Raw genomic sequence first — 21069 nt, forward strand, 5'->3', positions numbered from 1 at the left:
AGCTTGACATCGCGCGAGGTGCCAACTTCGGCCCCATGGTTTTTGTGAGGTGCCACCTTTGGCCCCTTGCCGAGGACTCATGGGGCTAAAGGTGGCACTTCGCCGCATGATGCCCCTGGTCATGGGGCTAAAGGTGGCACCTCGCGTGGCCAGGCTGAGTTCATGGGGTTTAAGATGGCACCTCATGCAGGGCTGCACGGGTACTGGGGCCGACGGCGTCACGCTGCGCGCGACAACGAGGGACGCGGGGCCGAAACTGGCATTGCGCGGGCGGTCAGGCTATCGGGGGGCGCTGCAGGGTCTGGGTGATGCGGCTGGCCTCGTCGAGCAGAAGTTGACCCAGAATCTTCTGCCGCTCGGGCTTGAATCGTGGCTCGATGCCGGTGAGGGAGAGCGCCCAGCCCGGGCGACCGCTGCGATCGAAGATCGCGGCGCCCATGCCCCAGCTGCCCTCGAGGATGAGTCCTGGGTTGACCGCATAGCCCGTCACTCGGGTGCGTTTGAGATTGGCGCGGATGCTCACGGGGGAGTGCTGGGCGCCCCAGCGAGCCGCGAAGGTCTCGGTGTCGACGGATCCTGTGTCGGCCAGGAGGGCATCCACTTCGGTCTCGGGCAGGTAGGCCAGAATGGCCATTCCAGCGGAGGCCACCCCCAACGGAAAGCGCACCCCCTCGTGCAGCACGAAGGAGCGGATGGGAAAGCTGCCCTCTTCGCGGAGCAGACACACGGTTTCGGCGCCGCGTCGAATGGACAGGAAGGCGCTCTCCCCGGTCTCTTCGGCCAGGCGCACGAGGCTCGGCCGAGCGAGCTCCTCGATCGGATAGCGCGCCGCGGCGACGGTGCCCATGACGAACACCTCGGGGCCGTAGTGCCAGGTGCGGCGCACGGCATCATGATCGAGCAGGCCCTCGGCGGCGAGCGAGGTGAGTAGCCGGTGCACGGTGGGCCGGGTCAGGCCGGAGTCCCGCACGATCTCGGCCAGGGGCGTGCCGGCGGGGTTGCGCCCGACCAGGCGCAGCAGCAGGGCGATCCGGCCGACGACCTGTGCTCCCGGCACCGACTGTGCGGGTTGTGCGCCACGGTCGGGGTGTGCGCTCTGAGCTGGCTGGCCGCCGTGTTCTGGGCGGGCGTCGCGACCCGAGGCGGCGCGAACCGAGGCGTCGCGACCCGAGGCTCCGCGAACGGCGGCGGCTCTACCCGAGGCATCGCGACCTGATTGCCCGGCCGGTGCTGGCGACGCGCCGGGTGGCGTCGGCACGTCCGATGCGGATGGCTGAGAGATTATTTCGCCTCCTGTGTCCATATTGTGGATGATTAATATCCTACTGTTCACGAGATGGAAACGACGGAATCTAGGGTTTGACAGGGCTTATCGGGCCTGAATAGCATGACGATATCGGCCGATGTCCACAAGGTGGACACTACGGCAGGCGCGACACCAACTCGATGAGGAGACCGTATGTCCAAGGTTCAGGCCAGCGCCAGCGAGGCGCTGCACGACGTTCTGCGCGACGGGATGGTGCTTGCGGTCGGCGGCTTCGGCCTCAGCGGCATTCCGGCGGATCTCATCGACGCGGTGCGGGCATCCGCTGTGAAGGATCTCACCGTCGTCTCGAACAATATGGGCGTCGACGGCAAAGGCCTGGGCGTGTTGCTCGAGGCCGGGCAGGTGCGCAAAGTCATCGCGTCCTATGTCGGCGAGAACAAGCTGTTCGCCGAGCAGTTTCTGGCGGGGGTGCTCGAGGTGGAGTTCAGTCCGCAGGGCACCCTGGCCGAGCGGTTGCGGGCCGGCGGCGCGGGAATTCCGGCCTTCTATACCAAGACCGGAGTCGGCACGCTCATCGCCGAGGGCAAGCCGCTCGCCGACTTCGACGGCGAAACGTATCTTCAGGAGCGCGGCATCGTCGCCGACGTCGCGCTGGTCAAGGCCTGGCGCGCCGACACCCTGGGCAACCTCGAGTACCGCTTTACCGCGCGCAACTTCAACCCGGTGGTCGCGACCGCCGGCATTATGACGATCGCGGAGGCCGAGATTATTGTGCAGCCCGGCGAGATCGATCCGAATCACGTGATTACTCCGGGCGTCTACGTGCAGCGCCTGGTTCCGGCCTCGGCCCGGGTCAAAGACATCGAACAGCGCACCGTGCGCAGTCGGCCCGTGCTGGCCGGTGTACAGGCAGGGGAGTAGATCATGGCGTGGACCAGAGATGAAATGGCCGCGATCGCGGCGCAGGAACTGAGCGACGGCGACTACGTGAACCTCGGCATCGGCATTCCAACGCTCGTGGCCAACAACCTGCCCGAGGGAATTCAGGTGACGCTGCAGAGCGAGAACGGGCTGCTCGGCATGGGGCCGTTCCCGTGGGAGGGCGAGGAAGATGCCGACCTCATCAACGCCGGCAAGCAGACCGTTACGGTGCTGCCGGGGGCGTCGATTTTCGATTCGGCGACCTCGTTCGGCATGATCCGCGGCGGGCACGTGAAGGTCGCCATCCTCGGTGCCATGCAGGTCTCCGGCCAGGGTGACCTCGCCAACTGGACCATCCCCGGCAAGATGGTCAAGGGCATGGGCGGCGCGATGGATCTCGTGGCCGGCACCCCGCGCGTGGTCGTGCTGACCGAACACGTCGCCAAGGATGGCACCCCGAAGATCGTCACCGAGTGCACCCTGCCGCTGACCGGCGTACGCGTCGTGGATCGCATCATCAGCGACACGGCCGTCTTCGATGTGACGCCGACCGGCCTCGTGCTGCGGCAGCGCGCCCCCGGCGTGAGCCTGCAGGACATCGAGGACACCACCGAGGCCGCCTTCACGGTCGAGGAGCTGGCTCCGAACTGCTAGCAGGGGGAGCTTGCTCCGAGCTATGAGCACGCGGCGCCGGCTCCGACCCGCTCGCGCGAGCCTCGATCATCTCAGTGCACGGTCGCCCTGATCGCGAAACGCGGCCGGGCCAGTTATACCGGCGACCGTGCCATCGGCCACGTCGACCCAGGCGCACGTGCGATCGAGGTCTGGCTGGGCGCCATCCACGAGGTGAACGACGTCCAGGGCTCCAACCAACACCAGCTTCAGGAGTAGGAGTATTCCCATGCGCACCACACACGCGCTGGAGGTCGACCTTGACCTTCGAGTCACCGCAGCCGAAGAGATTTCGGACGGCGTCATCAAGCTGACCCTGGAACGCGAAGACCGGGGCACCCTGCCCGACTGGACACCCGGTTCTCACATCGACCTGCGGTTCGGCGCGGAGCTGGTGCGCCAATATTCGCTCTGTGGTGACGTCGCCAATGCGGACACCTGGCAGGTCGCTGTGCTTCGAGAGCCGCTCTCCCGGGGCGGATCCACCTTCGCCCACGATTCCATCGCGTCGGCGATAACCTGGCCGCGCGAGGGCCGCGAAACCAATTTGCGCTCGTGGAGGGCGCCGAGGAATACATCTTCATCGCCGGTGGAATCGGAATCACCCCGCTGCTCTCGATGATTGCTTCGGTGAACGCGTTGGGCCGCAAATGGACCTTGCACTACAGCGGCCGCAGCCGCAGCACGATGGCATTCGCCGAGGGGCTCGTGTCACAGTACGGCGAAAATGTGTGCGTTCATTCCTCCGCCGAGTTTGATCGACTGGATCTCAAACAGGTGCTGGGCGATGCCCAGCCGACGACCGCCGTCTATTGCTGCGGGCCGGAGCGTCTCATCGAGGCCGTGCAGTCAGAAATGAGCGGATGGCCGGCGCACGCACTCCACGTGGAACGGTTCCTACCGCGAGTGCTTGAGCTGCCCGTGCGTGAAGAGGCGTTCGAGGTGGAACTCACCCTGTCGAGCCTCGTTTTGATCGTTCCCCCGGAGAAATCAATTCTGCAGGTGGTGCGCGAGGCCGGAGTGCAGGTGCTGTCGTCGTGCACGGAAGGTACCTGTGGCACCTGTGAAACCAACATTCTGTCGGGGAAGGCCGAGCGTCGAGATTCCATTCTGACCGACGAGGAACGCGCGGATTCGCCGTGCATGTTCATCTGCGTCTCGCGGTCGTGTTCGCCGCGCCTGGTCCTGGAATTGTGACGCGGGAGAGGCATCCGCTTCACATCACCCTCGGCTGACAGAGCTGTCGCGGCCGACCCGTTCGGGTCGACCGCGGCGATGCTGATCAGTGCAGCCGTTGACCAGGCCGGGCGTCCACCGGGCGGGCCTAACCCCGGCTCAGGTCGAATCCGCGCTGGATGACCCGGGCTGCGTCGGCGGCGAGCTCCGCTCCCGACAGGTACGGCGCACGCCAGATCGCGAGCATGTCGCTCGCGCCCGCTGGAAGGATGCTGCGCGAGAAGGCCTCGATGCCGAAGATCCCGGAATACCCGGACTCAACAGCGAACCGAACGATGCCGGCCACATCCACAACGCCGGTGCTGAGCAGCCCCCGACCGGACTGGCCCAGTTCCAGGTAGCCGAGCAGCGGCAGAGCCAGGCGGATCGCCGCGAACATATCGGCCTCCTCGATCGCCATGTGAAACGTATCGAGGTGGATGCGCAGGTGCTCAGATTCGCTCTGGCGTACGAAGTCGACTGCCTGTTCGGCCGTGTTGATGACGGAGGTCTCATACCGATTGAGCACTTCAAAGGTCATCGTGATGCCACGCTCGTTGGCGTAGTCGGCGATGGCGCCGACCCCCCTGGCCGAACGGGAGAACGCGTCAGGGTCCGTGGGCGCAGCTGGGCGACCGAACACCCCGTAGGGCACCCCGTTCATCTGCGTGCCGCCGACCTGCACGGTGAAATCAACCGCGGCGCGGAGCAGCGCCGCACCGGCTTTTCTCACCTCGCCGTCGGCGGAACCGACATCTGCCCGAGCGGACAGGCCGCCGGCCATGGTGATCGGATTCAGTCCACGCTCGTTGATCAGGCGACCCAGCGCGGCAGCATCCGTCCCGGCCGGGTCGAGGGGTGGCAACACGACGTGGGAATAGCCGTGCTCAACGATCGCATCCAGAGCCCCGGGGAGGGCCTCAATCGAGGCCTCTCCCACCAGGATGTTGGCGTGGCAGGCGACGGCAACGGGAAGTCGGTTACTGCTGCTGTGGGTCATCTGGGTCACCGGACGAAATTCAGAACGACGGCAGCTCGAGGCGCTGCTTGAACGCGGAATAGCCATCGTCGACGTGAACGACCGTGCCATTGATGACGTTGGACTCGTCCGAGGCCAGGAAGGCGACCACGTTGGCAATTTCTTCCGGGGCGGTCATCTTGTTGCGCATCTGCTCAGCAGCGAACGTTTGCTTGAGCTCGTCGCTGAACTGATTGATAATGGGCGTTGCGACGCGGCCCGGCGTGATGGCGACCGCACGAATGCCGAACTCGGCCAGTTCATAAGCTGCTGAGCGGGTGAAGGAGATGACCGCGGCCTTGGCCGCGCTGTAGGTGAACGACAGCTCGGCCGCAGATTCGCCGTAGATCGACGAGGTGCTGATGATGACGCCGGGGGTGCCCTGGGCACGGAATTGCCGACCCGCAGCGAGAATGCCGTAGTAGACGCTGTCTTGGTCGATGCGGATCATCGGTAGGTAGTCGACCTCAGGGTCCTGATCGAGCAGCGGCTTGCCACCGGCGATGCCGGCATTGTTGAAGATGACGTCGAGCTTTCCGAAGACCTCGACGGCGCGGGCGACGACGGATTCAACCTCGGCGAACACCGACACGTCGACGCGGGCGGCGGCTACCTGGCCGACGAAGCCCAGCGCCTCGATTTCGGCGACGACAACCTCAGCCTGCTCGAGGTTGATATCGGCGACGAGCACCTTCGCTCCCTCCTGCACGAACTTCTTGACGGTTGCCCGTCCAATTCCGCTGGCGCCACCGGTGATGATGGCAACTTTGCCTTCTAAACGCATGTGCAGACTCCCTAATATTGTGCGGTCGTGTGAAAAAGCAGGGGTGGCTGTGGATGGCCGCCCCTGCTTCCATTCAATTTGTGTTCGTGCTGGTCTTAGAACAGGGTGTGCGAGAGCGCGAGCGCTCCGCCATCCACTGCGAGGATTGTGCCGGTGACGAAACCGGACCCCGGTGCGACGAGAAACAGCATCGGTGCCTGGATCTCGGCCATGACCCCCATCCGACCCAGCGGAATCGTGGCCGCCCACTGGCGTTCACCCTCGGCATCGAGCTTCGCGCCCCCGCCGATTAGGGTGTCTTTGAACGGGCCGGGAGCCAGCGCGTTCACCCGGATACCGCGCGGCGCCAGCTCCAATGCCGCTTGACGAACGAGATTGAGGATCGCGGCCTTGGTGGCAACGTAGGCGTAGGACACCATCGGATCAGTGCGGAGCCCGGCGGTGGATGCTGTCACCAGGATCCGACCGCCATCGGGCAGCACCTTGGCTGCAGCGCGGATCGTCTCGAACGTTCCAGTGAGGTTGGTCGCGACCACGCTGTCCCACTCATCGTCCTGATAACGGGCCAGTGACCCGTCGGGCGTGAGGTAGCTGCGACCTCCGGCGATGCCGGCATTCGCAACCACAACGGTTGGCTGGCCGACCTCAGCGCTGATGCGCTGGAGGACCTCGTCGATGTCGCCACGCACTGCCTGGTCGGCGACGTAGGAGTGCGCCGTCCAACCCGAAGCGATGATGCCGTCGCGAACCTGCGCCAGTCGAGCCTCGTTTCGGCCGATGATGACGACGGTTGCTCCCGCGGCGGCATAGATCTCGGCAGCGGCCTGGCCGATCCCGCTTGACGCTCCGGTGATGACGGCGATGTCGCCGCTCATGGAGAAGAGATCGAAAATTCGGTCTTTGTCTCGGACATTCAAAGTTTCGTTCATCTTTATCCATTGACCTTTCAGTTCGTCCTGCAGCGTGGAACACCATGAGGGCGTCACCCGGAGGTGACGCCCTCACCCAACTCAGATGGTCGGCGTGAAGTCGGCCACGTTGCTGAGGTCGATCAGTTCACCGTCAACCTCGACGAACTTCTCGGTGGGCAGGGTGCCGTCCTCGGCATAGGCGCCCATGAGATCGGTCATGGAATCGACGACGGCCGACCAGTTCTGGAAGACCGATCCGACGAACGGGCCGTCCTTCTCGATCTCCACAGCGGCGATGCCGAGTGCGTCGATGCCGGTGACGAAGATATCGTCGCGACCGGCCTCTTCGATGGCCTGCACCGCTCCGAGCGCGGCGTCGTCCCAGCCGACCCACACGCCGTCAAGGCTGTCGGGGTTTGCCTGCAGGTAGTCGGTGACGAACTTCAGGGCCTCTTCGCGCGAGGTGCCGGGGTTCAGCACCTGCTTCATCTCGCCGCCGGCGATGTTCGCGCCAGCTTCCTCGAGCATGTCCGCGGCCAGGTTGCTGCGGGTCATGATTCCGATGTGCGGGTCGTGGCCGATGACCATGACGTCCTTGCCTTCGAGGCCGCCCATCGCCCCCACTGTCAGTTCGGCGAGTTGCTGCTGCTTGAAGGTGATGTCGACCACGAAGTCATCGTTCTGCACGACGCCGCCGTCGATCGAGAAGATGGGAATGCCCGCCTCGTTCGCCGCGTTCACCAGCGGTGTGATCTGACGGGGGTCGGGGAATCCAGCCAGGACTGCGTCGACACCCTGGTTGATGGCGGCCTGCATGTCCGAGTTGATCTTGTCGTAGTCGAAGGCGCTCGTGTAGAGCGTGACATCCCAACCGAGCGCGGTGCCGCGCTCGACGAACAGGTCAAGCGTCGACTTGCCGCCGGGCGTTGCATAGCCGGCGGTGAACGCTGCGACCTTGAACACGTCGTCACCGCCCGTGCTGTCGTCGCCGGTCGCGCTGGTGCATCCGGTCAGTGCAAGGGTCGTAGCGATGACGAGACCCGCGATTTTGAAACTTTTTGTGCGCATTCAGACACTCCTTTGTTCGTGATTGCTGTGTTTCCGAGCCAGAGGGATCCAGCCCAGCTGGGTGCGACCGCGGTTTGACTAGCGGTCGCGAGCTTTGAAGGCCGACAGGGTGACGGCTGCGATGATGATGAGACCGGTGAACACCTGCTGGTAGTAAGTGTTGACACCGAGGATATTGAGGCCGTTGTTCATGACGCCGATGATTGCGACGCCGACGAGGGTTCCACCCAGATTCGCCTGGCCGGATTTGAGGATTGTCATGCCCAGGAAGACGGCAGCAACGGCGAGCAGCATGTAGTTGTTCGCGCTCGCGGCGCTCGCACTGGCCAGACGGCTGACCAGGATGATGCCGCCGATAGCTGACGCAAATCCAGCGACCGTGAAGGCGAGGAACTTGGACCGTTGCACGTTCACGCCGGACAGCCGCGCGACCTCGGCATTACCGCCAACGGCGTACCAGCGACGACCGATTGTGGTGAACTTCAGAACCAGCCAGATGACCACGGCGACCGCAATGGCGAAGAAGATCGGCATCGGGATGCCGAGCGGTCGGCTCTGGCCGAGGATGAAGAACGCCTCAGGCATGCCGTACAGCGTCGTGCCGTCGGTGGCGATGAAGGCCAGGCCGCCGACGGTCGTCATAGTCGCGAGGGTGGCGACGAAGGCGGACAGTTTCATGTAAGCGACCAGGAAACCGTTGACCATTCCGACCAGGGTGCCGACCGCCAGCGCCGCGAGGATCGCCAGGGGGATGGGCGTGCCAGCGATCATGAGCGCCGCAGCCGTGGCTCCCGACAGGGTGGCCGTCGTGCCGACGGATAGGTCGAAGTCGCCGACGACCATGACCACGGTCTGCGCGGCCGCGATGATCGTCAGGATCGCGATCTGTTCAAGGATGTTGCGCACGTTCCCGAACCCCAGGAATACGTCGGGGCGCATGATCGTGAAGAACGTGATCAGCACGACGAGAGCGATCCCCGTGCCTCCCTGCAACAGGAACTGGCCGATCGGGGTGCGCTCGTGCGGCGTCGACGTTGTCGTCGCGATCGAGTCTGTCTTGGTCATGTCAATCGACCCTTCCGTAGGAATATGAGAGCAGGAGTTCTTCGTCAGCGACATCGGCCCGGACTTCTCCGGCGATGCGACCTTCGTGCATGATGAGGATGCGGTCGGACATGCCGATCAGTTCGGGCAATTCGGAGCTGACGGCGATGATGGTCGTACCGCCCGCGACGAGCTCGCGCATGAGGCGGTAGATCTCCGCCTTCGTCCCGACGTCGATTCCGCGCGTCGGTTCGTCCATCAGCAGCACCTTCGGGCTGCGTGCGAGCATTTTGGCCAGCACGACCTTCTGCTGGTTGCCGCCGGAAAGCTGCCCGACAGCCTGCCGTGGTCCGCGGGCCTTGATCTGAAGATTCGCGAGACCGCGGCGGGCGAGGTCGACGATGCTGCGATTGGACATCCAGCCGGACGAACTCACGGCCTGAAAGTTGGCGATGGCAATGTTGTCTTGGATCGAGGCGCTGAGGATGACGCCCTGGCTGCGACGCTCTTCGGGAACGAGCGCGACCCCGTGATCGAGAGCATGACCGACTCCTTTGCCGTGCCGGAGCGTTGTGCCAGCGACGGTGATCGATCCTGACGTGTGTTTCTGCGCGCCGGCGATCAGGCGGAGGAGTTCGCTGCGTCCGGATCCGGCCAGACCGCCGATCCCTACGACCTCTCCGGCATGCGCCTGGAACGACACATCCTTGACGCGGCGTCCGTTGAGAGCGTCGACACTGATGAGGACGTCGTCCGTTCTGGTGTTGCGTTCGGGATACAACTCGCCTCCGGGGCGTCCGACCATCGTCGAGATGACTTCCTCCACCGTGGTGGCCACGACGTCTTTCGTCATGATCGTTTCACCGTTGCGCATGACCGTGAGGCGGTCGCACAGCTCGAAGACTTCCTCGAGCCGGTGTGACACATAGATGATCGCAACGCCGTCATCACGCAGGGATCGCAGCACTCGGAAGAGGTCATTGATCTCGTGATCGGTCAAAGCCGCGGTCGGTTCGTCGAGAATGAGGATGCGGGCATCCGTTGCGAGTGCGCGCGCCACGGCAACCATCGTCTGCTGCACCGGCGAGAGGCTCCCGGCCAGCTTGCTGAGGGGAACCCGCAGGTTCAGCCGGTTGAGCTGCTCTTGCGCTCGCTGGCGGAGTAGCCGACGGTCGACCAACATGCCCCGCCTGGGGGTTTGCTCGCCGAGCAGGATGTTTTCGGCCACGCTGATGGTGGGAATGATCGAGAGCTCTTGGTAAAGCGCAACGACGCCGGCCCGGTTCGCGTCCCGCACGTTCGAGAAGTCCATCTCGTCGCCGTCGCGCAGGATCGTGCCAGAGTCCGGGGTATACAGGCCGGTCAAAATTTTTACGAACGTCGACTTGCCGGCACCGTTCTCACCGAGCAGCGCGTGGATCTCACCGGCTCGGACGGCGAGGTGCGCACCGTTGAGGGCGTGCACACCGTCGAAGCGTTTGACGATGCCGTGCGCTTCGAGGGCCATCTCGCGTTCGAGGGTGATGCTCGCGGTCATGCGACACCGTCGATGTCTGGCAGGTCGTTGCAGCGGATGACCACCTTGGGATAGCGGCCGCTCACGTGCATGGCGAAGGCCTCTTCCGCATTCTCGAGATCGAAGATCAACTCGGTCAGCTCGGTGAGGTCGAGGTGGGGCAGGATCTGCAGGGCTCGCGGGAACGCGTAGGGAGAGACGAACACCCCGGTGAGCGTCAACTCCTTGAGATACAGGTAGTCGGAGAGGTTCAAGGGCATCTCGAAGTCCTGCGGATACATGGCGCCGTAGATGACCGTGGCGCCGTGGCCGGCGATATCCAGCAGCCCGCCGACCGCGCGAGACGATCCTGAGGCGTCGATGACGACGTCGAAGCCGCTCCCGGCGGTGATCTCGTCGGCGCGGGTGGCCTGGTCTTCGGTGATGGGGTCGATCACAAAATCGGCGCCATGACGGAGAGCCATGTCACGTCGCGCGGCGATGGGCTCAATGAGCGTCAGCGATGTCGCGCCATTCATCTTCATGACCTGCAGCACCAGTTGCCCGATCGGGCCGCCGCCGCAAATGGCGACGCGATCACCGACCCTGATCCTGGTCTTGTCGGCGATTCGCACCGCAACCGACGTCGGTTCGAGCAGGCATCCCTTCAGCAGACTCACGTCGGCCGGGAGGGGATAAACCTGGGATTCGTGCCAGGTGACCGTCTCGGCCATGCCCGGCCGGTTGTAGTCCTGGACATGTTCGCAGAACTGCTGCCGGCCGGAACGGCACGGTGTGCAGGTGCCGCAGAAGCGAAGAAAATTACCGGCGACCCGATCGCCGATGCGCAGTCCATTGCGCGTTGCATTCTCGCCCAGTGCCTCCACAATGCCGGAGAGTTCATGACCGAGCCCGATCGGAACGTCGGTGCCGAAGAAGCCCTCGGCGAGGTGGGGGTCCGATCCGCAGATCGCCGAGTAGGCGACGCGGATGCGCACATCCTCGGCTCCCAGCGGCTGCTCGGGAAAGTCGACCACACCGATACGGCCTCTGGTCTCTTCATCGGCATCCCGCAGGCTTCCGATCTTGGTGACGGCGACAGTTCTCATGAAGTTTCTCCGTTGATTCTCATGACAGGTTTTGCGTTGTCGGTCGGTTATGGCTGAGCGGCGATCACACGCTGCGTGGCCGCGATGGTCGCGCTCAGGCCGTAACCGTGCTTATCGCGCAGTTCTTCGTCATCGCCAAAGCCGGCATAGACCTGGGGGATACCGAGTCGTTCGAAGGCCGTCAGGTGCACGTTACGGTCGGCGACTACGTCGGCGATGCGCGAGGCGAGGCCGCCGTAGGCCAGGTGGTCTTCAACCACCACAAAGCGACCGTTGGTCTCGGCGGCGCAGCGGATGATGAGTTCCTCATCGATCGGTTTAAGCGTGAACATGTCCACGACCCGAACCGAGTGGCCAGCCACGGCGAGCTCTTCGGCTGCCTGCAGCGCCTGCGCCACGACGGTGCCGTGGGTGAAGATCGTCGCGTCCGTACCTTCGCGCGCCACGATGCCCTTGCCGATTCGAATCTCGTGCTGGCCGGGCTCGTAGAGCACCTTGTCGTTCTTGCCGACGGCTAGCCGGATGTAGATCGGCCCGGCCATCGTCATGGATTGGCGAAGGATTTCGCCCACCATCAGTGGGTCGCCGATGGAGGTGACCGTCATGTTGGTCAGGGCACACATCAGGGCGAGGTCTTCGACCGCGTAGTGGGTGGAACCGCCATTGCCCACCAGCCCGCCGTGCGTGCCGATGATTTTGACCGGAAGGTTGGGGTAGCACACGTCGCTGCGCACCTGTTCGAGGGCGCGCATGCTCAGGAACGGCAGCATCCCCGAGACGACCGGGATGTTTCCGTCGTAGGCCAGGCCGGAGGCAATGCCGACGCAGACCTGCTCGGCGAGTCCCACGTCGAGAAAACGTTCAGGGAACTTGTTGCGAAACTCCACCAGGGTGGCGCCGATGTCCGGGGTCAACACCCACAGGTTGTCGTACTCATCGCCGAGCTCGGCGAGTGTCGATCCAATGACGGAACGAGCGGACAGTATTTCTCCGAATGTAAATGTCTCGGCCATTAGACGAGCTCCTTCGTTCGCGTGGCTTTAAGCGCGGTCATCGCACGCTCCAGGTCGGCCGCACCCAGGGAACCGGCGTGCCAGGCGAGGTTCTTCTCCATGAAATCGACACCCTTACCCTTGATCGTTTCGCAGATGACAACCGTGGGCCGGTCGCTGTCCGTCGGCGGAAGCGCATCGATCGCCGCAACGAGCTGACCCATGTCGTGGCCGTCGACCAGAACGACGTTCCAGCCGAATGCCGCCCACTTGTCCGGGTAGGGCTCGAACGCCACACGCTCTTCGGCGAAGCTCGTCATGAGCTGGCGGTTGCGGTCGACAAAGGCCACCAAGTTGCCCAGTTTGTTGCTTCGGGCAGCCATGGCAGCCTCCCACACGGAACCCTCACCGGTCTCGCCATCGCCCAGGACACAGACGACCCGGTGCGACTCGCCCCGGCCGAGCGCGCTCAGCGCCATGCCGACGGCAATGGGCAGGCCGTGGCCGAGTGAACCGGTCGAGCACTCGACGCCCGGCAACTGCACCTTGCACGGGTGCATACCGTACGCACTGTCCAATTGCCCGTACGTGTCCACGATCCCCTCGTAGGAGAAGAACCCGCGCATCGACATGGCAATGTACATGCACACGGCGGCGTGCCCCTTGCTGAGAACAAAACGATCGCGCTTCGGGTTGGCGATGTCGGTTGGATCAACATTGAGTCCGTAGTGGAACAATGCCGTCAGGATATCGGCCACGGAGAGATCGCCGCCGATGTGAACGGCACCCTCGTAGGTGCCACACAAATTCAGCAGCTTCGATCGAAGCTCGAATGCGAGGTCTTCCAATTCCTCGACGGTGTGCACGGGTTGGCCCGCTTGAAGGGACTCTTCGCCCATAACATGCCTCCTCATTGATGACACGTCGACTGGCCCCCGCAGATGGCGACGTCGTCGGCTCTAATTTTCGGTCGAACACGCCCGTCTCGGGCGCCGACCTGAGAAATGTAACACGATCTGGTTTACAAGTAAACAGGATCTGGTTTACAAGTAAACAAGTTTTTTACATGCTCACTTTCCCGGTGGCCGTCGTGGAGTCGGGGGCTGTGGGGCCCCGGCGGGCGGAGTCCTCCGGAGGCTCTGCCCGAGATCCGGGTGGGCGGTGACCCGTCGGTGACAGAATCTGGTTTACAAGTAAACAGGATTGATCTAGGCTGACGGGCACATGCAGACGACTGAGTCCGCAGCGAGTCACAAGACACAGAGAGGTGCTTGGGTATATGACTAAGACAGTGGAGACCGTTCAAACTGGTCTATTCATTGGTGGCGTTCAACGCGACACGGAGGACGTCCTGGAGGTCGCCGATCCGGCGAAGCCGGGTGAAGTGGTGGGGTATGCCGCGTCTGCCTCCAAAGCGGATGTTGCCGATGCGGTAGCAGCAGCCAAGGCCGCATTCCCTGCCTGGTCGGCATTGTCGGCGGCGGAACGCGCCGCCATCATGGCAGACGCGATCGCTGGCATCGCCGATGACCGTGACAATGACGCCGAAATTCTCTCCCGGGAGAACGGAAAAGTGCGGTTTGAAGGATGGGTTGACGCACTGGTGTTCGACATTCGGTGGCAACTCGCGCTCATGCTGGCCGATGAGATCGACACCGGTAAGACGCTCCCGGTGGTTCCCGGAATTCCGGTGTCCACAGAGGTGAGCTACCAGGCACTCGGTGTGGTCACGGTGATCGTGCCGTTCAACTGGCCGATTGCGATCCTCGGGGCAGCCCTGCCGCAGGCACTGCTCGCCGGAAATACGACAATCGTCAAGCCGCCGCCCTCGGCCCCGCTGGCGACGACCCGCCTGGTGCAGCGCCTCGCCGAGAAGCTCCCCGCCGGTGTGCTGAACATCGTCACTGGTTCCGACCAGAACATGGCCGGCCTGATCGAGAGCCCCGACATTGCCAAGGTGTGTTTCACCGGCAGCGTCAATGGCGGCAAGCGCATCATGGAGATGGCCGCCAAGTCGCTCACCCGGGTGACGCTCGAACTCGGTGGAAACGATGCCGCGATTTTCCTCGAGGACGCCATTATCGATGACACCCACCTCGACCGCCTCTATGCGGCGATCTTCGACAGCACCGGGCAGATCTGCATGAACGCCAAGCGCGTCTACGTGCACGCTTCCCGCCTCGACGAACTCGTCAACGGGCTGACAGCACGTCTCGACAAGGTGCAGCTGGGCTACGGTCTGGATGCTGACACGAACATGGGACCGCTGCACTCTCCCGTGCAGAAGGCGTTCGTCGACGAGCTCATCCAGGAGGCCAAGGGCTCGGGCGCCGAGGTTCGCGAGTTCGGGGAACTTCCCACCGGAGACCTCACCGGCGGTAACTTCGTGCGCCCCGCCCTGGTGATCAACCCCGATCCGTCCTTGCGGGTTGTTACCGAGGAGCAGTTCGGCCCGGTCATTCCCGTTATCTCGTTCACGAACGAGACGGATGCCGTCGCGGCCGCCAACGACACCTGGGCTGGGCTCGGCGGTTCGGTGTGGACGGCAAGCGCCGACTCGGCTCACCGCGTCGGCTCGCAACTGGCCTGCGGCTACGTCTGGGTCAACGACCACGGAGCCACGCGCCTCGACCTCCGCGCACCGTTCGGTGGCATGAAGCAGTCCGGCTTCGGACGCGAGCAGGGCATCGAGGGAATCCGAGCCTTTCAAGACACCCGTGCCATCGCCACGATAGACGACGCAGCGCTCGCCGCTCAGGCGCACTAGTGTGCGGTCATGGCCGGCAGCCTCGGCTCCTCGGACCGAGAATGCCGGCCATGACATTCCACCCGGCGATCGCGTGACCGGCCTGGAAATTGCATCCCACCCCTTCGAGAACAAGGTGAATATGGCCAGCGGCCCGCACTTCCCGGCCACGGAGCTCGCCCCGGCCTCGGAGATCATTACCGAACCCCTCGACGACGTGATCGACACCGAAAGCTTCACGCCTCGCCTCCTGGCGTTGATCTCCACCGCGCTCGTGCGGCGGGAATCACGGCTGCTGCTTCGCGACTTCTCCCTGGGAACCAACGACTGGCGGGTTCTCTCGGCGCTCGCCGGGCATCCTGCCGCGACCGCGACCGAGATCTCGGATTTTCTGGCCGTGAACAAGGCGGTTATCTCCAAGAGCGTCAATCTACTCATCGCCCGGGACTTGATCGTGCCGACGGATGGCCCGCGCGGGTCGCATCCGCTCTACCTGACGCGCGCGGGTGCCCGCATGCACGACGCGATGAAACCGATCTCGCTCGGGGGACAAGACATTCTGCTGGCCGGGCTGACGGCCGACGAGGTCGCGCAGCTGAACGCCATGCTCGGTCGCATCCTTCTGGCGATGCCGATGCTGGACAGCGACGTGGGTGCGCCCCAGGTCGAGACGCAATCCTATTAATAAGCGGCCCGAAGTAGCGGGCAGGCGCGCAGCTTTCCGCCACATGAAAACGGGTGGCAACCCGGGAGGTTCCCGGTGATTAACTCAGCACGATGATGCGGCCGTGATAATTCGACTCGGCTCGGTCACAGACCTCGGGATCGCCCACCGCGCGCCCGCATCCCGCGCACGTTAGGAGAGTTGAATGTCTGAAACGATTATTGGCCGCGCCACGGTCGACACCGCGTTGGCCGGTTTCCGCGACATGCTCGCGACCGACGGCTACCTGCTCTCCTGGGAGGAGACGAAGCCGCAACTGGTGGTCGTGCGGATTGCCGCCGGCGAAGACGCCTGTGCGGACTGCCTCGTGCCGCAGCCCGTCATGGAGGCGATCATGACCCAGGCGCTCGCGGGCACAGACTACACGCTCGACCACGTTGTCCTTCCGGGAGCTCACTAGGGTGATCGGTGTTAGGGAGCAGGGCGATGCGACCCGAGGCTAGCTACGGGCACGCATTTAGCCCTTTGCGAGCCGTGCCCGGGATAATGGGTGTCGTGATACCGAGCGACACAGAGGATGAGAATGATCGCGGCGCGCCCCGATCGGTGATCGACCGCGCGTTGACCATCCTCGGAACCTTCAATGGCGGCCGAGGACGACAATCTCTCTCCGATATCAGCCGTCGCACCGGACTTCCGATTGCGACCTGCTTTCGCATCGTGCAGCGGCTGACCGAGTGGGGTGCCCTGGAGCGCGATGGCGAGAGCAAATATCGCATCGGTCTCCGCCTGTGGGAGGTAGCGTCGCTCGCGCCGCGTTCCGTTGGTTTGCAGCGCCTGGCGCGGCCGTACATGCAGGATCTCTATGAGACGACTGGATATTCCTCGCACCTGGCGATCAGGGAGGGGCTCGAGCTCGTATCGATCGAGCGGTTTCAAAGCCCGCGGCGAACGGACAAACGGCCACTGGTGGGCGGACGCTATCCTTTGCACGTCACGGCGATTGGGCAGGTGCTGCTGGCCAATGCGCCGCCCGAAGTTCAGGACGAAGTGCTGTCGGGGGAGCTCGAAGCGGTCACCCCGCGCACCTACGCCGATGGTGACCAGCTTCGGGGTGTGCTCGCGGACATCCGCTTAAACGGCTATGCCGTGAGCGACAGGCAGGCGGATGATGTGCACACCGGGGTGGCCGCTCCCGTGCGCGCTGCAGACGGCCGCGTCATCGCGGCGGTGTCGCTGGCCTTGACGCAAGCCGACATCGACGGCAAGAACATGATTCACCTGGTGCGGTTGACCGCGACCTCCATCTCGCGGGCCCTGGCAACGGCGCACTTCGACGAGGGCAGCGACTGAGCACGATTTGCCGATCCGCATCGAGGTCGGCGTCCTCCCTCAGCCGACGACGGGGACAGACTGGGTATCGCCCGTGTAGGTCTTCGCCTTCTGGATTTGCGCATAGACGTGGTGACGCAATTCGACGAAACGCGGATCCGACCGCGTCTCCAGCTGGTCGCGCTGCGCTGGCAGGTCGATCGCGAGATCTTCGAGGATGACGGTCGGCGACGACGACAGGACGATGACGCGCTCGCCGAGATACACCGATTCGTCGATGTCGTGGGTCACGAACAGCACGGTGAGGCCGAGCCTGGCCCAGACCGAGCGCACGAGGTCTTCAAGGTCGGCCCGCGTCTGCGCGTCGACCGCCGCGAAGGGCTCGTCCATGAGCAGCACCTCGGGCTGGTAGGCGATGGCGCGCGCGATCGCCACGCGTTGCTGCATTCCGCCGGAGAGCTCCCAGGGGTACGACTTCGGCACGTGCGCGAGGCCGACGGCGTCGAGGGCCTCGGCGACGCGCGACTGCCGCTCGGCCTTCCCCACACCCGCGACCTTCAGGGGCAGTTCGACGTTCTCCGCGACCCGAAGCCACGGGTAGAGCGAACGTCCATACTCCTGAAAGACGAGCGCCATGTTGCGGGGTGGCCCATCGACGACCGTGCCGTCGAGCAGGACCTGACCCGTGGTGGCAGCCATGAGACCCGAGATGACCTTGAGCAGCGTCGTCTTGCCCGACCCGGACGGGCCGACGAGGCAGACGAACTCGCCCTTGTGCAGGTCGAAGGTCAGGTCGCGCACGGCTTCGACGCCGCCCCCCGCCGACGGGTAGATCTTCTGGATCCCCTGGACGGACAGCAGGACGGGGGCCTCGGCCCCCTTGTGGTCAGCGCTCACTGGATTCCACCTCTCGTTGTCCGAAATACCATCCCAGCACCCGGCGCTCGGTCACCCGAAAGACGACGGAGAGCGCGATGCCGATCAGGCCGATGATGAAGATGCCGGCCCACATGGGGCCGGTCTGGAAAGTCTGCTTGAACAGCATGATCTGGTAGCCGAGCCCGTCGATCGCCGCGTACATCTCCGACACGACCATGAGGATGATGGCGATCGGCAAGGCGAGCCGGATACCTGTCATGATGCGCGGCATCGACGCCGGCAGCACGAAGTATCGGAACCGTGACCAGCCCGCAATGCCATAGGTGCGTGTCGTATCAGCGAGCACCTGGTCGACGGCGCGGGTCCCGTCGATCGTGTTCAGCAGGATGGGCCAGAGGCATCCGAGGAAGATCAGGAAGATCTTTGAGCGGTCGTCGATTCCGATCACCAACAGCAGCACCGGTAGCAGGACGGGCGGCGGCACCGCGCGGACAAACTCGAACAGCGGGCCAGTGAGCTTGCGCACGACACGGCTCGAGCCGATCAGGACGCCGAGCAGCACTCCTCCGATGATCGCGCCCCCAAACCCGATGGCGAGCCGGTAGAGCGACGGGACGACCTGCTCGATCACGAGCGGGCCGGCCCACACCGTGACCAGGTCGGTGACGATATTGACCGGCTTGGGGACGAACGGGTTCGTGTCGTCGACCGTGCCGACCCACCAGACGAGCACGATGATGATCGGCAGCGCGAGCGCCATGCAGACGCGGGTCAGAAACTTGCGGGCGGTCACGGGACGACCTCCCCGCGCACGGAGGGATGCCACGCGAGCACGGAGTTCTCCAGGCGGCGCAAAGCGAGGTTGATGATGAGCCCGAGGACACCGGCGAGCAGGGCGAGCGCGTAGACAACCGCGGAGTTTCCGGCCGACTGATACTGCGCGATCATCTGACCGATTCCCGGCGCTTGCACAACGATCTCAATCGTAACGGCGACGACGAGGGCAATAGTGCCCGAGAGGCGCACTCCCGTCATGAGGTACGGCAGCAGAGTCGGCCAGACGACATATCGTGCGCGCGCCAGCGGCCCGAACCCGTAGCTCCTGGCCGTCGACTCCGCGACCGGATCGACGTCGGCGACGCCGTAGATCACGTGGATGAGGATGACCCAGAAGCACGCCCAGACGACGATGGCGATCGTCGCGGTGGGTCGAACACCGAAGACGACGATGGCAATCGGGATAAGACCGACCGATGGAATCGGGCGCAGGAACTCAATCGTCGAGTGGGTGAACTCACGCACCCGGTGGTTGGAGCCGATGACGAGGCCGACGACAATGCCGAGTACCAGAGAGATCGCGAGACCAACGCTCCATCCGAGCATCGTGTTGCCGAGAGCCGTCCAGAACTGGGCGCGGTACAGGTCGCCGGCGACGACCTGTACGACCGTTACCGCGACTTCGCTGAACGGGGGCAGATAGAGCGGATTGACGACCTCGAGCCGGGAGGCGAGCTCCCAGATGACGATAAACGCCAGGGTCCCGACTAGTCCGAGCACGGGCGTCGAGACCGGGGTCTGGCTGAACGGAACGCGGGTCGTGCGTTCCGCGGGCGCCGCACGTGTCGGCATGGGTATCCTCCGTGAGTTGTCGTGGAAGGGGAGTTTGGTGCGAGTCCGCGGACTTGCAGGTTTCCGGGGCCGCGGACTCGCCTGTCAGCGGATCAGGGCACCCAGACGAGTGATTCCAGGTCGACGTCGTTCTTGACGTACCCGAGTTCAAACGACCAGTCGGCGATGGCCTGCAGGTTCTCGATCGTCAGCGGCAGCTTGCCGTACGACCCGAGACGGATGCGGGCAGCAAGTTTGGCATCGATCTTGGTGAATTCGGCGATGTTCTCGCGCAGCTCCTCGTCGTTGCCGAGCGCGTACTGGTTCGCGGCGTCGATCGTCTCAGCGACGTTCGCGTAGTAGTCCGGTCGCTCCTCGACCTGTGCGCGCAGCGCGTACCAGACTCCCGCCACGACGGCGCTGTCGGAGAGAGCCGTGAACGGGTTCGCGAGTGTACGGAATCCGTTCTCCTCTCGGCCGAGGGTGCCGAAGGGCTCACCCGCGACAAAAGCGTCGATCGCCCCGCTCGCGAGGGCGGCCGGCTGGTCGGGGACGCCCATCTGCACGTACTTGACCAGGCTCGGGTCTCCGCCATCCTCGGTGATGGCGATGTCAGCGAGGAGCTGCGTGTAGCCGCCGGGGGCGTTGACTGCGACGGTCTTGCCTTCGAGGTCCTGTGCGGACTTCAGCGGGCTGTCGGCCGTGACGAGGAGGTCGTTGATGCCGTTTTCAGGGTCATCCGAGGTTGCGCTCGCTGCGGCAATGATGACGAGATCGACGCCATTCTCAATGGCCTGGAACACGCCGGTCGAGCCGCCGTAGCCGATCTGCACCTGACCCGATTGCATGGCTTGGATAATCTCGGTCGACGAGCCAGCTGGCTGCAGGGTGAGGTCGAAGCCAGCCTCGTCGAAGACCCCATTCTGCTGCGCCATATAGACGGGGCCGATGTCGGTGACGGGGATGACCCCGGCGACGAGCGGCTGGATCTCCGCTGGAGCGTCGCTGGTGTCAGTGCCGGTTCTGGCGTCGGTCTGAGCGCTGCACGCGGCGAGACCGAGAACTGCGAGAATGCTGATCCCCAGAGTGAGGGGTGCGCGGGTGCGTAGCGACTTCATTACTGCCTCCATTGCCAGTCGGGATACTCCGCGCCACTGCGCGGAGACCGGTCCCGGGGTGAGTGCACTCCGCCCGGTGCGGTCGTGCACGTCGACTTCGACCTGCACGATGCTAGTGATGTTGCCACATGCACCGGGGTTATTTCAACACATTGCGTACTTTTGTACGCAGAGTGGTGCGCAAGGGGGCGTTAATGGCTATCGTGGTAGTGAAGCCGCACGTCGG

The 21069-nt window shown here is 64.2% G+C and carries 23 protein-coding genes; 9 read left to right on the top strand and 14 right to left on the bottom strand.

Going from position 1 to position 21069, the window contains the following annotated elements:
* Positions 1-274: 274 nt before the first annotated feature.
* A complete protein-coding gene (locus E3T43_RS03375) occupies positions 275-1057 on the bottom strand; it encodes an IclR family transcriptional regulator (protein WP_241978798.1) in 783 nt (260 codons plus the stop codon).
* Between the two features lie 402 nt (positions 1058-1459).
* Here E3T43_RS03375 and E3T43_RS03380 point away from each other — a divergent pair, with 402 nt between their 5' ends.
* The 5 genes from E3T43_RS03380 to E3T43_RS03395 all read left to right on the top strand — a co-directional run bounded on the left by E3T43_RS03380 (position 1460) and on the right by E3T43_RS03395 (position 4057).
* Positions 1460-2188 carry a CoA transferase subunit A gene (locus E3T43_RS03380; protein WP_134471329.1) on the top strand — a complete coding sequence of 243 codons (729 nt, stop codon included), beginning with the start codon at positions 1460-1462 and terminating at the stop codon, positions 2186-2188.
* A 3-nt stretch (positions 2189-2191) separates the two neighbouring features.
* Positions 2192-2842 carry a CoA transferase subunit B gene (locus E3T43_RS03385; RefSeq protein ID WP_134471330.1) on the top strand — a complete coding sequence of 217 codons (651 nt, stop codon included), beginning with the start codon at positions 2192-2194 and terminating at the stop codon, positions 2840-2842.
* Positions 2843-2932: 90 nt separating this feature from the next.
* Positions 2933-3079: a DAK2 domain-containing protein gene (locus tag E3T43_RS03390; protein WP_241978799.1), complete on the top strand. Its 147-nt coding sequence runs from the start codon at positions 2933-2935 to the stop codon at positions 3077-3079.
* 10 nt (positions 3080-3089) lie between these two features.
* Complete coding sequence (locus E3T43_RS19015; RefSeq protein WP_198414296.1) at positions 3090-3482, top strand: hypothetical protein; 393 nt, start codon at positions 3090-3092, stop codon at positions 3480-3482.
* On the top strand, positions 3416-4057 hold the full coding sequence (locus E3T43_RS03395) for a PDR/VanB family oxidoreductase (protein WP_198414297.1): 642 nt from the start codon (positions 3416-3418) through the stop codon (positions 4055-4057). The genes E3T43_RS19015 and E3T43_RS03395 overlap by 67 nt, the downstream gene beginning before the upstream one ends.
* A gap of 127 nt (positions 4058-4184) precedes the next feature.
* Here E3T43_RS03395 and E3T43_RS03400 read toward each other — a convergent pair whose 3' ends face one another.
* The 9 genes from E3T43_RS03400 to E3T43_RS03440 form a co-directional block, all read right to left on the bottom strand.
* Positions 4185-5075, bottom strand: coding sequence for a sugar phosphate isomerase/epimerase (locus tag E3T43_RS03400; RefSeq protein ID WP_166791221.1), 891 nt, complete (start codon positions 5073-5075; stop codon positions 4185-4187).
* Positions 5076-5094: 19 nt separating this feature from the next.
* Positions 5095-5877, bottom strand: coding sequence for an SDR family NAD(P)-dependent oxidoreductase (locus E3T43_RS03405; RefSeq protein WP_134471332.1), 783 nt, complete (start codon positions 5875-5877; stop codon positions 5095-5097).
* A gap of 95 nt (positions 5878-5972) precedes the next feature.
* The gene (locus E3T43_RS03410; RefSeq protein ID WP_134471333.1) at positions 5973-6806 is read right to left on the bottom strand and encodes an SDR family NAD(P)-dependent oxidoreductase; all 834 of its coding nucleotides are present in this window, start codon (positions 6804-6806) and stop codon (positions 5973-5975) included.
* An 81-nt stretch (positions 6807-6887) separates the two neighbouring features.
* On the bottom strand, positions 6888-7856 hold the full coding sequence (locus E3T43_RS03415; RefSeq protein ID WP_134471334.1) for a sugar ABC transporter substrate-binding protein: 969 nt from the start codon (positions 7854-7856) through the stop codon (positions 6888-6890).
* A gap of 78 nt (positions 7857-7934) precedes the next feature.
* The gene (locus E3T43_RS03420) at positions 7935-8921 is read right to left on the bottom strand and encodes an ABC transporter permease (RefSeq protein WP_134471335.1); all 987 of its coding nucleotides are present in this window, start codon (positions 8919-8921) and stop codon (positions 7935-7937) included.
* 1 nt (position 8922) lies between these two features.
* Complete coding sequence (locus E3T43_RS03425; protein ID WP_134471336.1) at positions 8923-10437, bottom strand: sugar ABC transporter ATP-binding protein; 1515 nt, start codon at positions 10435-10437, stop codon at positions 8923-8925.
* Positions 10434-11504 (bottom strand): zinc-binding dehydrogenase, encoded by a 1071-nt coding sequence (locus E3T43_RS03430; RefSeq protein ID WP_134471337.1) that lies wholly within the window; start codon positions 11502-11504, stop codon positions 10434-10436. Before E3T43_RS03430 ends, E3T43_RS03425 begins: the two co-directional genes overlap by 4 nt.
* Positions 11505-11551: 47 nt before the next feature.
* Positions 11552-12517, bottom strand: coding sequence for a transketolase family protein (locus tag E3T43_RS03435; RefSeq protein ID WP_134471338.1), 966 nt, complete (start codon positions 12515-12517; stop codon positions 11552-11554).
* Positions 12517-13395 carry a transketolase gene (locus E3T43_RS03440; RefSeq protein WP_166791222.1) on the bottom strand — a complete coding sequence of 293 codons (879 nt, stop codon included), beginning with the start codon at positions 13393-13395 and terminating at the stop codon, positions 12517-12519. The genes E3T43_RS03435 and E3T43_RS03440 overlap by 1 nt, the downstream gene beginning before the upstream one ends.
* A gap of 380 nt (positions 13396-13775) precedes the next feature.
* Between E3T43_RS03440 and E3T43_RS03445 the strand changes: the two genes are divergently transcribed.
* From E3T43_RS03445 to E3T43_RS03460, 4 genes are all read left to right on the top strand, one after another.
* Entirely contained in the window at positions 13776-15263 is a 1488-nt protein-coding gene (locus E3T43_RS03445; RefSeq protein WP_134471340.1) for an aldehyde dehydrogenase family protein, read from the top strand.
* A gap of 73 nt (positions 15264-15336) precedes the next feature.
* Complete coding sequence (locus E3T43_RS03450) at positions 15337-15927, top strand: MarR family winged helix-turn-helix transcriptional regulator (RefSeq protein WP_134471341.1); 591 nt, start codon at positions 15337-15339, stop codon at positions 15925-15927.
* A gap of 184 nt (positions 15928-16111) precedes the next feature.
* Positions 16112-16366, top strand: coding sequence for a hypothetical protein (locus E3T43_RS03455; RefSeq protein ID WP_134471342.1), 255 nt, complete (start codon positions 16112-16114; stop codon positions 16364-16366).
* 146 nt (positions 16367-16512) lie between these two features.
* Positions 16513-17259, top strand: a complete 747-nt coding sequence (locus E3T43_RS03460; protein WP_198414298.1) for an IclR family transcriptional regulator — start codon at positions 16513-16515, stop codon at positions 17257-17259.
* Positions 17260-17298: 39 nt separating this feature from the next.
* Here E3T43_RS03460 and E3T43_RS03465 read toward each other — a convergent pair whose 3' ends face one another.
* The 4 genes from E3T43_RS03465 to E3T43_RS03480 form a co-directional block, all read right to left on the bottom strand.
* Complete coding sequence (locus E3T43_RS03465; RefSeq protein WP_241978790.1) at positions 17299-18135, bottom strand: ABC transporter ATP-binding protein; 837 nt, start codon at positions 18133-18135, stop codon at positions 17299-17301.
* On the bottom strand, positions 18125-18910 hold the full coding sequence (locus E3T43_RS03470) for an ABC transporter permease (protein ID WP_241978791.1): 786 nt from the start codon (positions 18908-18910) through the stop codon (positions 18125-18127). Before E3T43_RS03470 ends, E3T43_RS03465 begins: the two co-directional genes overlap by 11 nt.
* Entirely contained in the window at positions 18907-19746 is an 840-nt protein-coding gene (locus E3T43_RS03475) for an ABC transporter permease (protein WP_134471343.1), read from the bottom strand. Before E3T43_RS03475 ends, E3T43_RS03470 begins: the two co-directional genes overlap by 4 nt.
* 92 nt (positions 19747-19838) lie before the next feature.
* Positions 19839-20951 (bottom strand): ABC transporter substrate-binding protein, encoded by a 1113-nt coding sequence (locus tag E3T43_RS03480; RefSeq protein WP_134471344.1) that lies wholly within the window; start codon positions 20949-20951, stop codon positions 19839-19841.
* Between the last annotated feature and the right edge of the window lie 118 nt (positions 20952-21069).

This window comes from Cryobacterium sp. Hh7, assembly GCF_004403155.1.
Taxonomy (GTDB): Bacteria; Actinomycetota; Actinomycetes; order Actinomycetales; family Microbacteriaceae; genus Cryobacterium; species Cryobacterium levicorallinum.

Bases quoted from the DNA above. Each gene is read 5' to 3' on its own strand.
- E3T43_RS03415 (WP_134471334.1), bottom strand. From the start codon at position 7,856: ATGCGCACAAAAAGTTTCAAAATCGCGGGTCTCGTCATCGCTACGACC.
- E3T43_RS03380 (WP_134471329.1), top strand. From the start codon at position 1,460: ATGTCCAAGGTTCAGGCCAGCGCCAGCGAGGCGCTGCACGACGTTCTG.
- E3T43_RS03475 (WP_134471343.1), bottom strand. From the start codon at position 19,746: ATGCCGACACGTGCGGCGCCCGCGGAACGCACGACCCGCGTTCCGTTC.
- E3T43_RS03410 (WP_134471333.1), bottom strand. From the start codon at position 6,806: ATGAACGAAACTTTGAATGTCCGAGACAAAGACCGAATTTTCGATCTC.
- E3T43_RS03440 (WP_166791222.1), bottom strand. From the start codon at position 13,395: ATGGGCGAAGAGTCCCTTCAAGCGGGCCAACCCGTGCACACCGTCGAG.
- E3T43_RS03455 (WP_134471342.1), top strand. From the start codon at position 16,112: ATGTCTGAAACGATTATTGGCCGCGCCACGGTCGACACCGCGTTGGCC.
- E3T43_RS03435 (WP_134471338.1), bottom strand. From the start codon at position 12,517: ATGGCCGAGACATTTACATTCGGAGAAATACTGTCCGCTCGTTCCGTC.
- E3T43_RS19015 (WP_198414296.1), top strand. From the start codon at position 3,090: ATGCGCACCACACACGCGCTGGAGGTCGACCTTGACCTTCGAGTCACC.
- E3T43_RS03405 (WP_134471332.1), bottom strand. From the start codon at position 5,877: ATGCGTTTAGAAGGCAAAGTTGCCATCATCACCGGTGGCGCCAGCGGA.
- E3T43_RS03430 (WP_134471337.1), bottom strand. From the start codon at position 11,504: ATGAGAACTGTCGCCGTCACCAAGATCGGAAGCCTGCGGGATGCCGAT.
- E3T43_RS03385 (WP_134471330.1), top strand. From the start codon at position 2,192: ATGGCGTGGACCAGAGATGAAATGGCCGCGATCGCGGCGCAGGAACTG.
- E3T43_RS03420 (WP_134471335.1), bottom strand. From the start codon at position 8,921: ATGACCAAGACAGACTCGATCGCGACGACAACGTCGACGCCGCACGAG.
- E3T43_RS03445 (WP_134471340.1), top strand. From the start codon at position 13,776: ATGACTAAGACAGTGGAGACCGTTCAAACTGGTCTATTCATTGGTGGC.
- E3T43_RS03400 (WP_166791221.1), bottom strand. From the start codon at position 5,075: ATGACCCACAGCAGCAGTAACCGACTTCCCGTTGCCGTCGCCTGCCAC.
- E3T43_RS03425 (WP_134471336.1), bottom strand. From the start codon at position 10,437: ATGACCGCGAGCATCACCCTCGAACGCGAGATGGCCCTCGAAGCGCAC.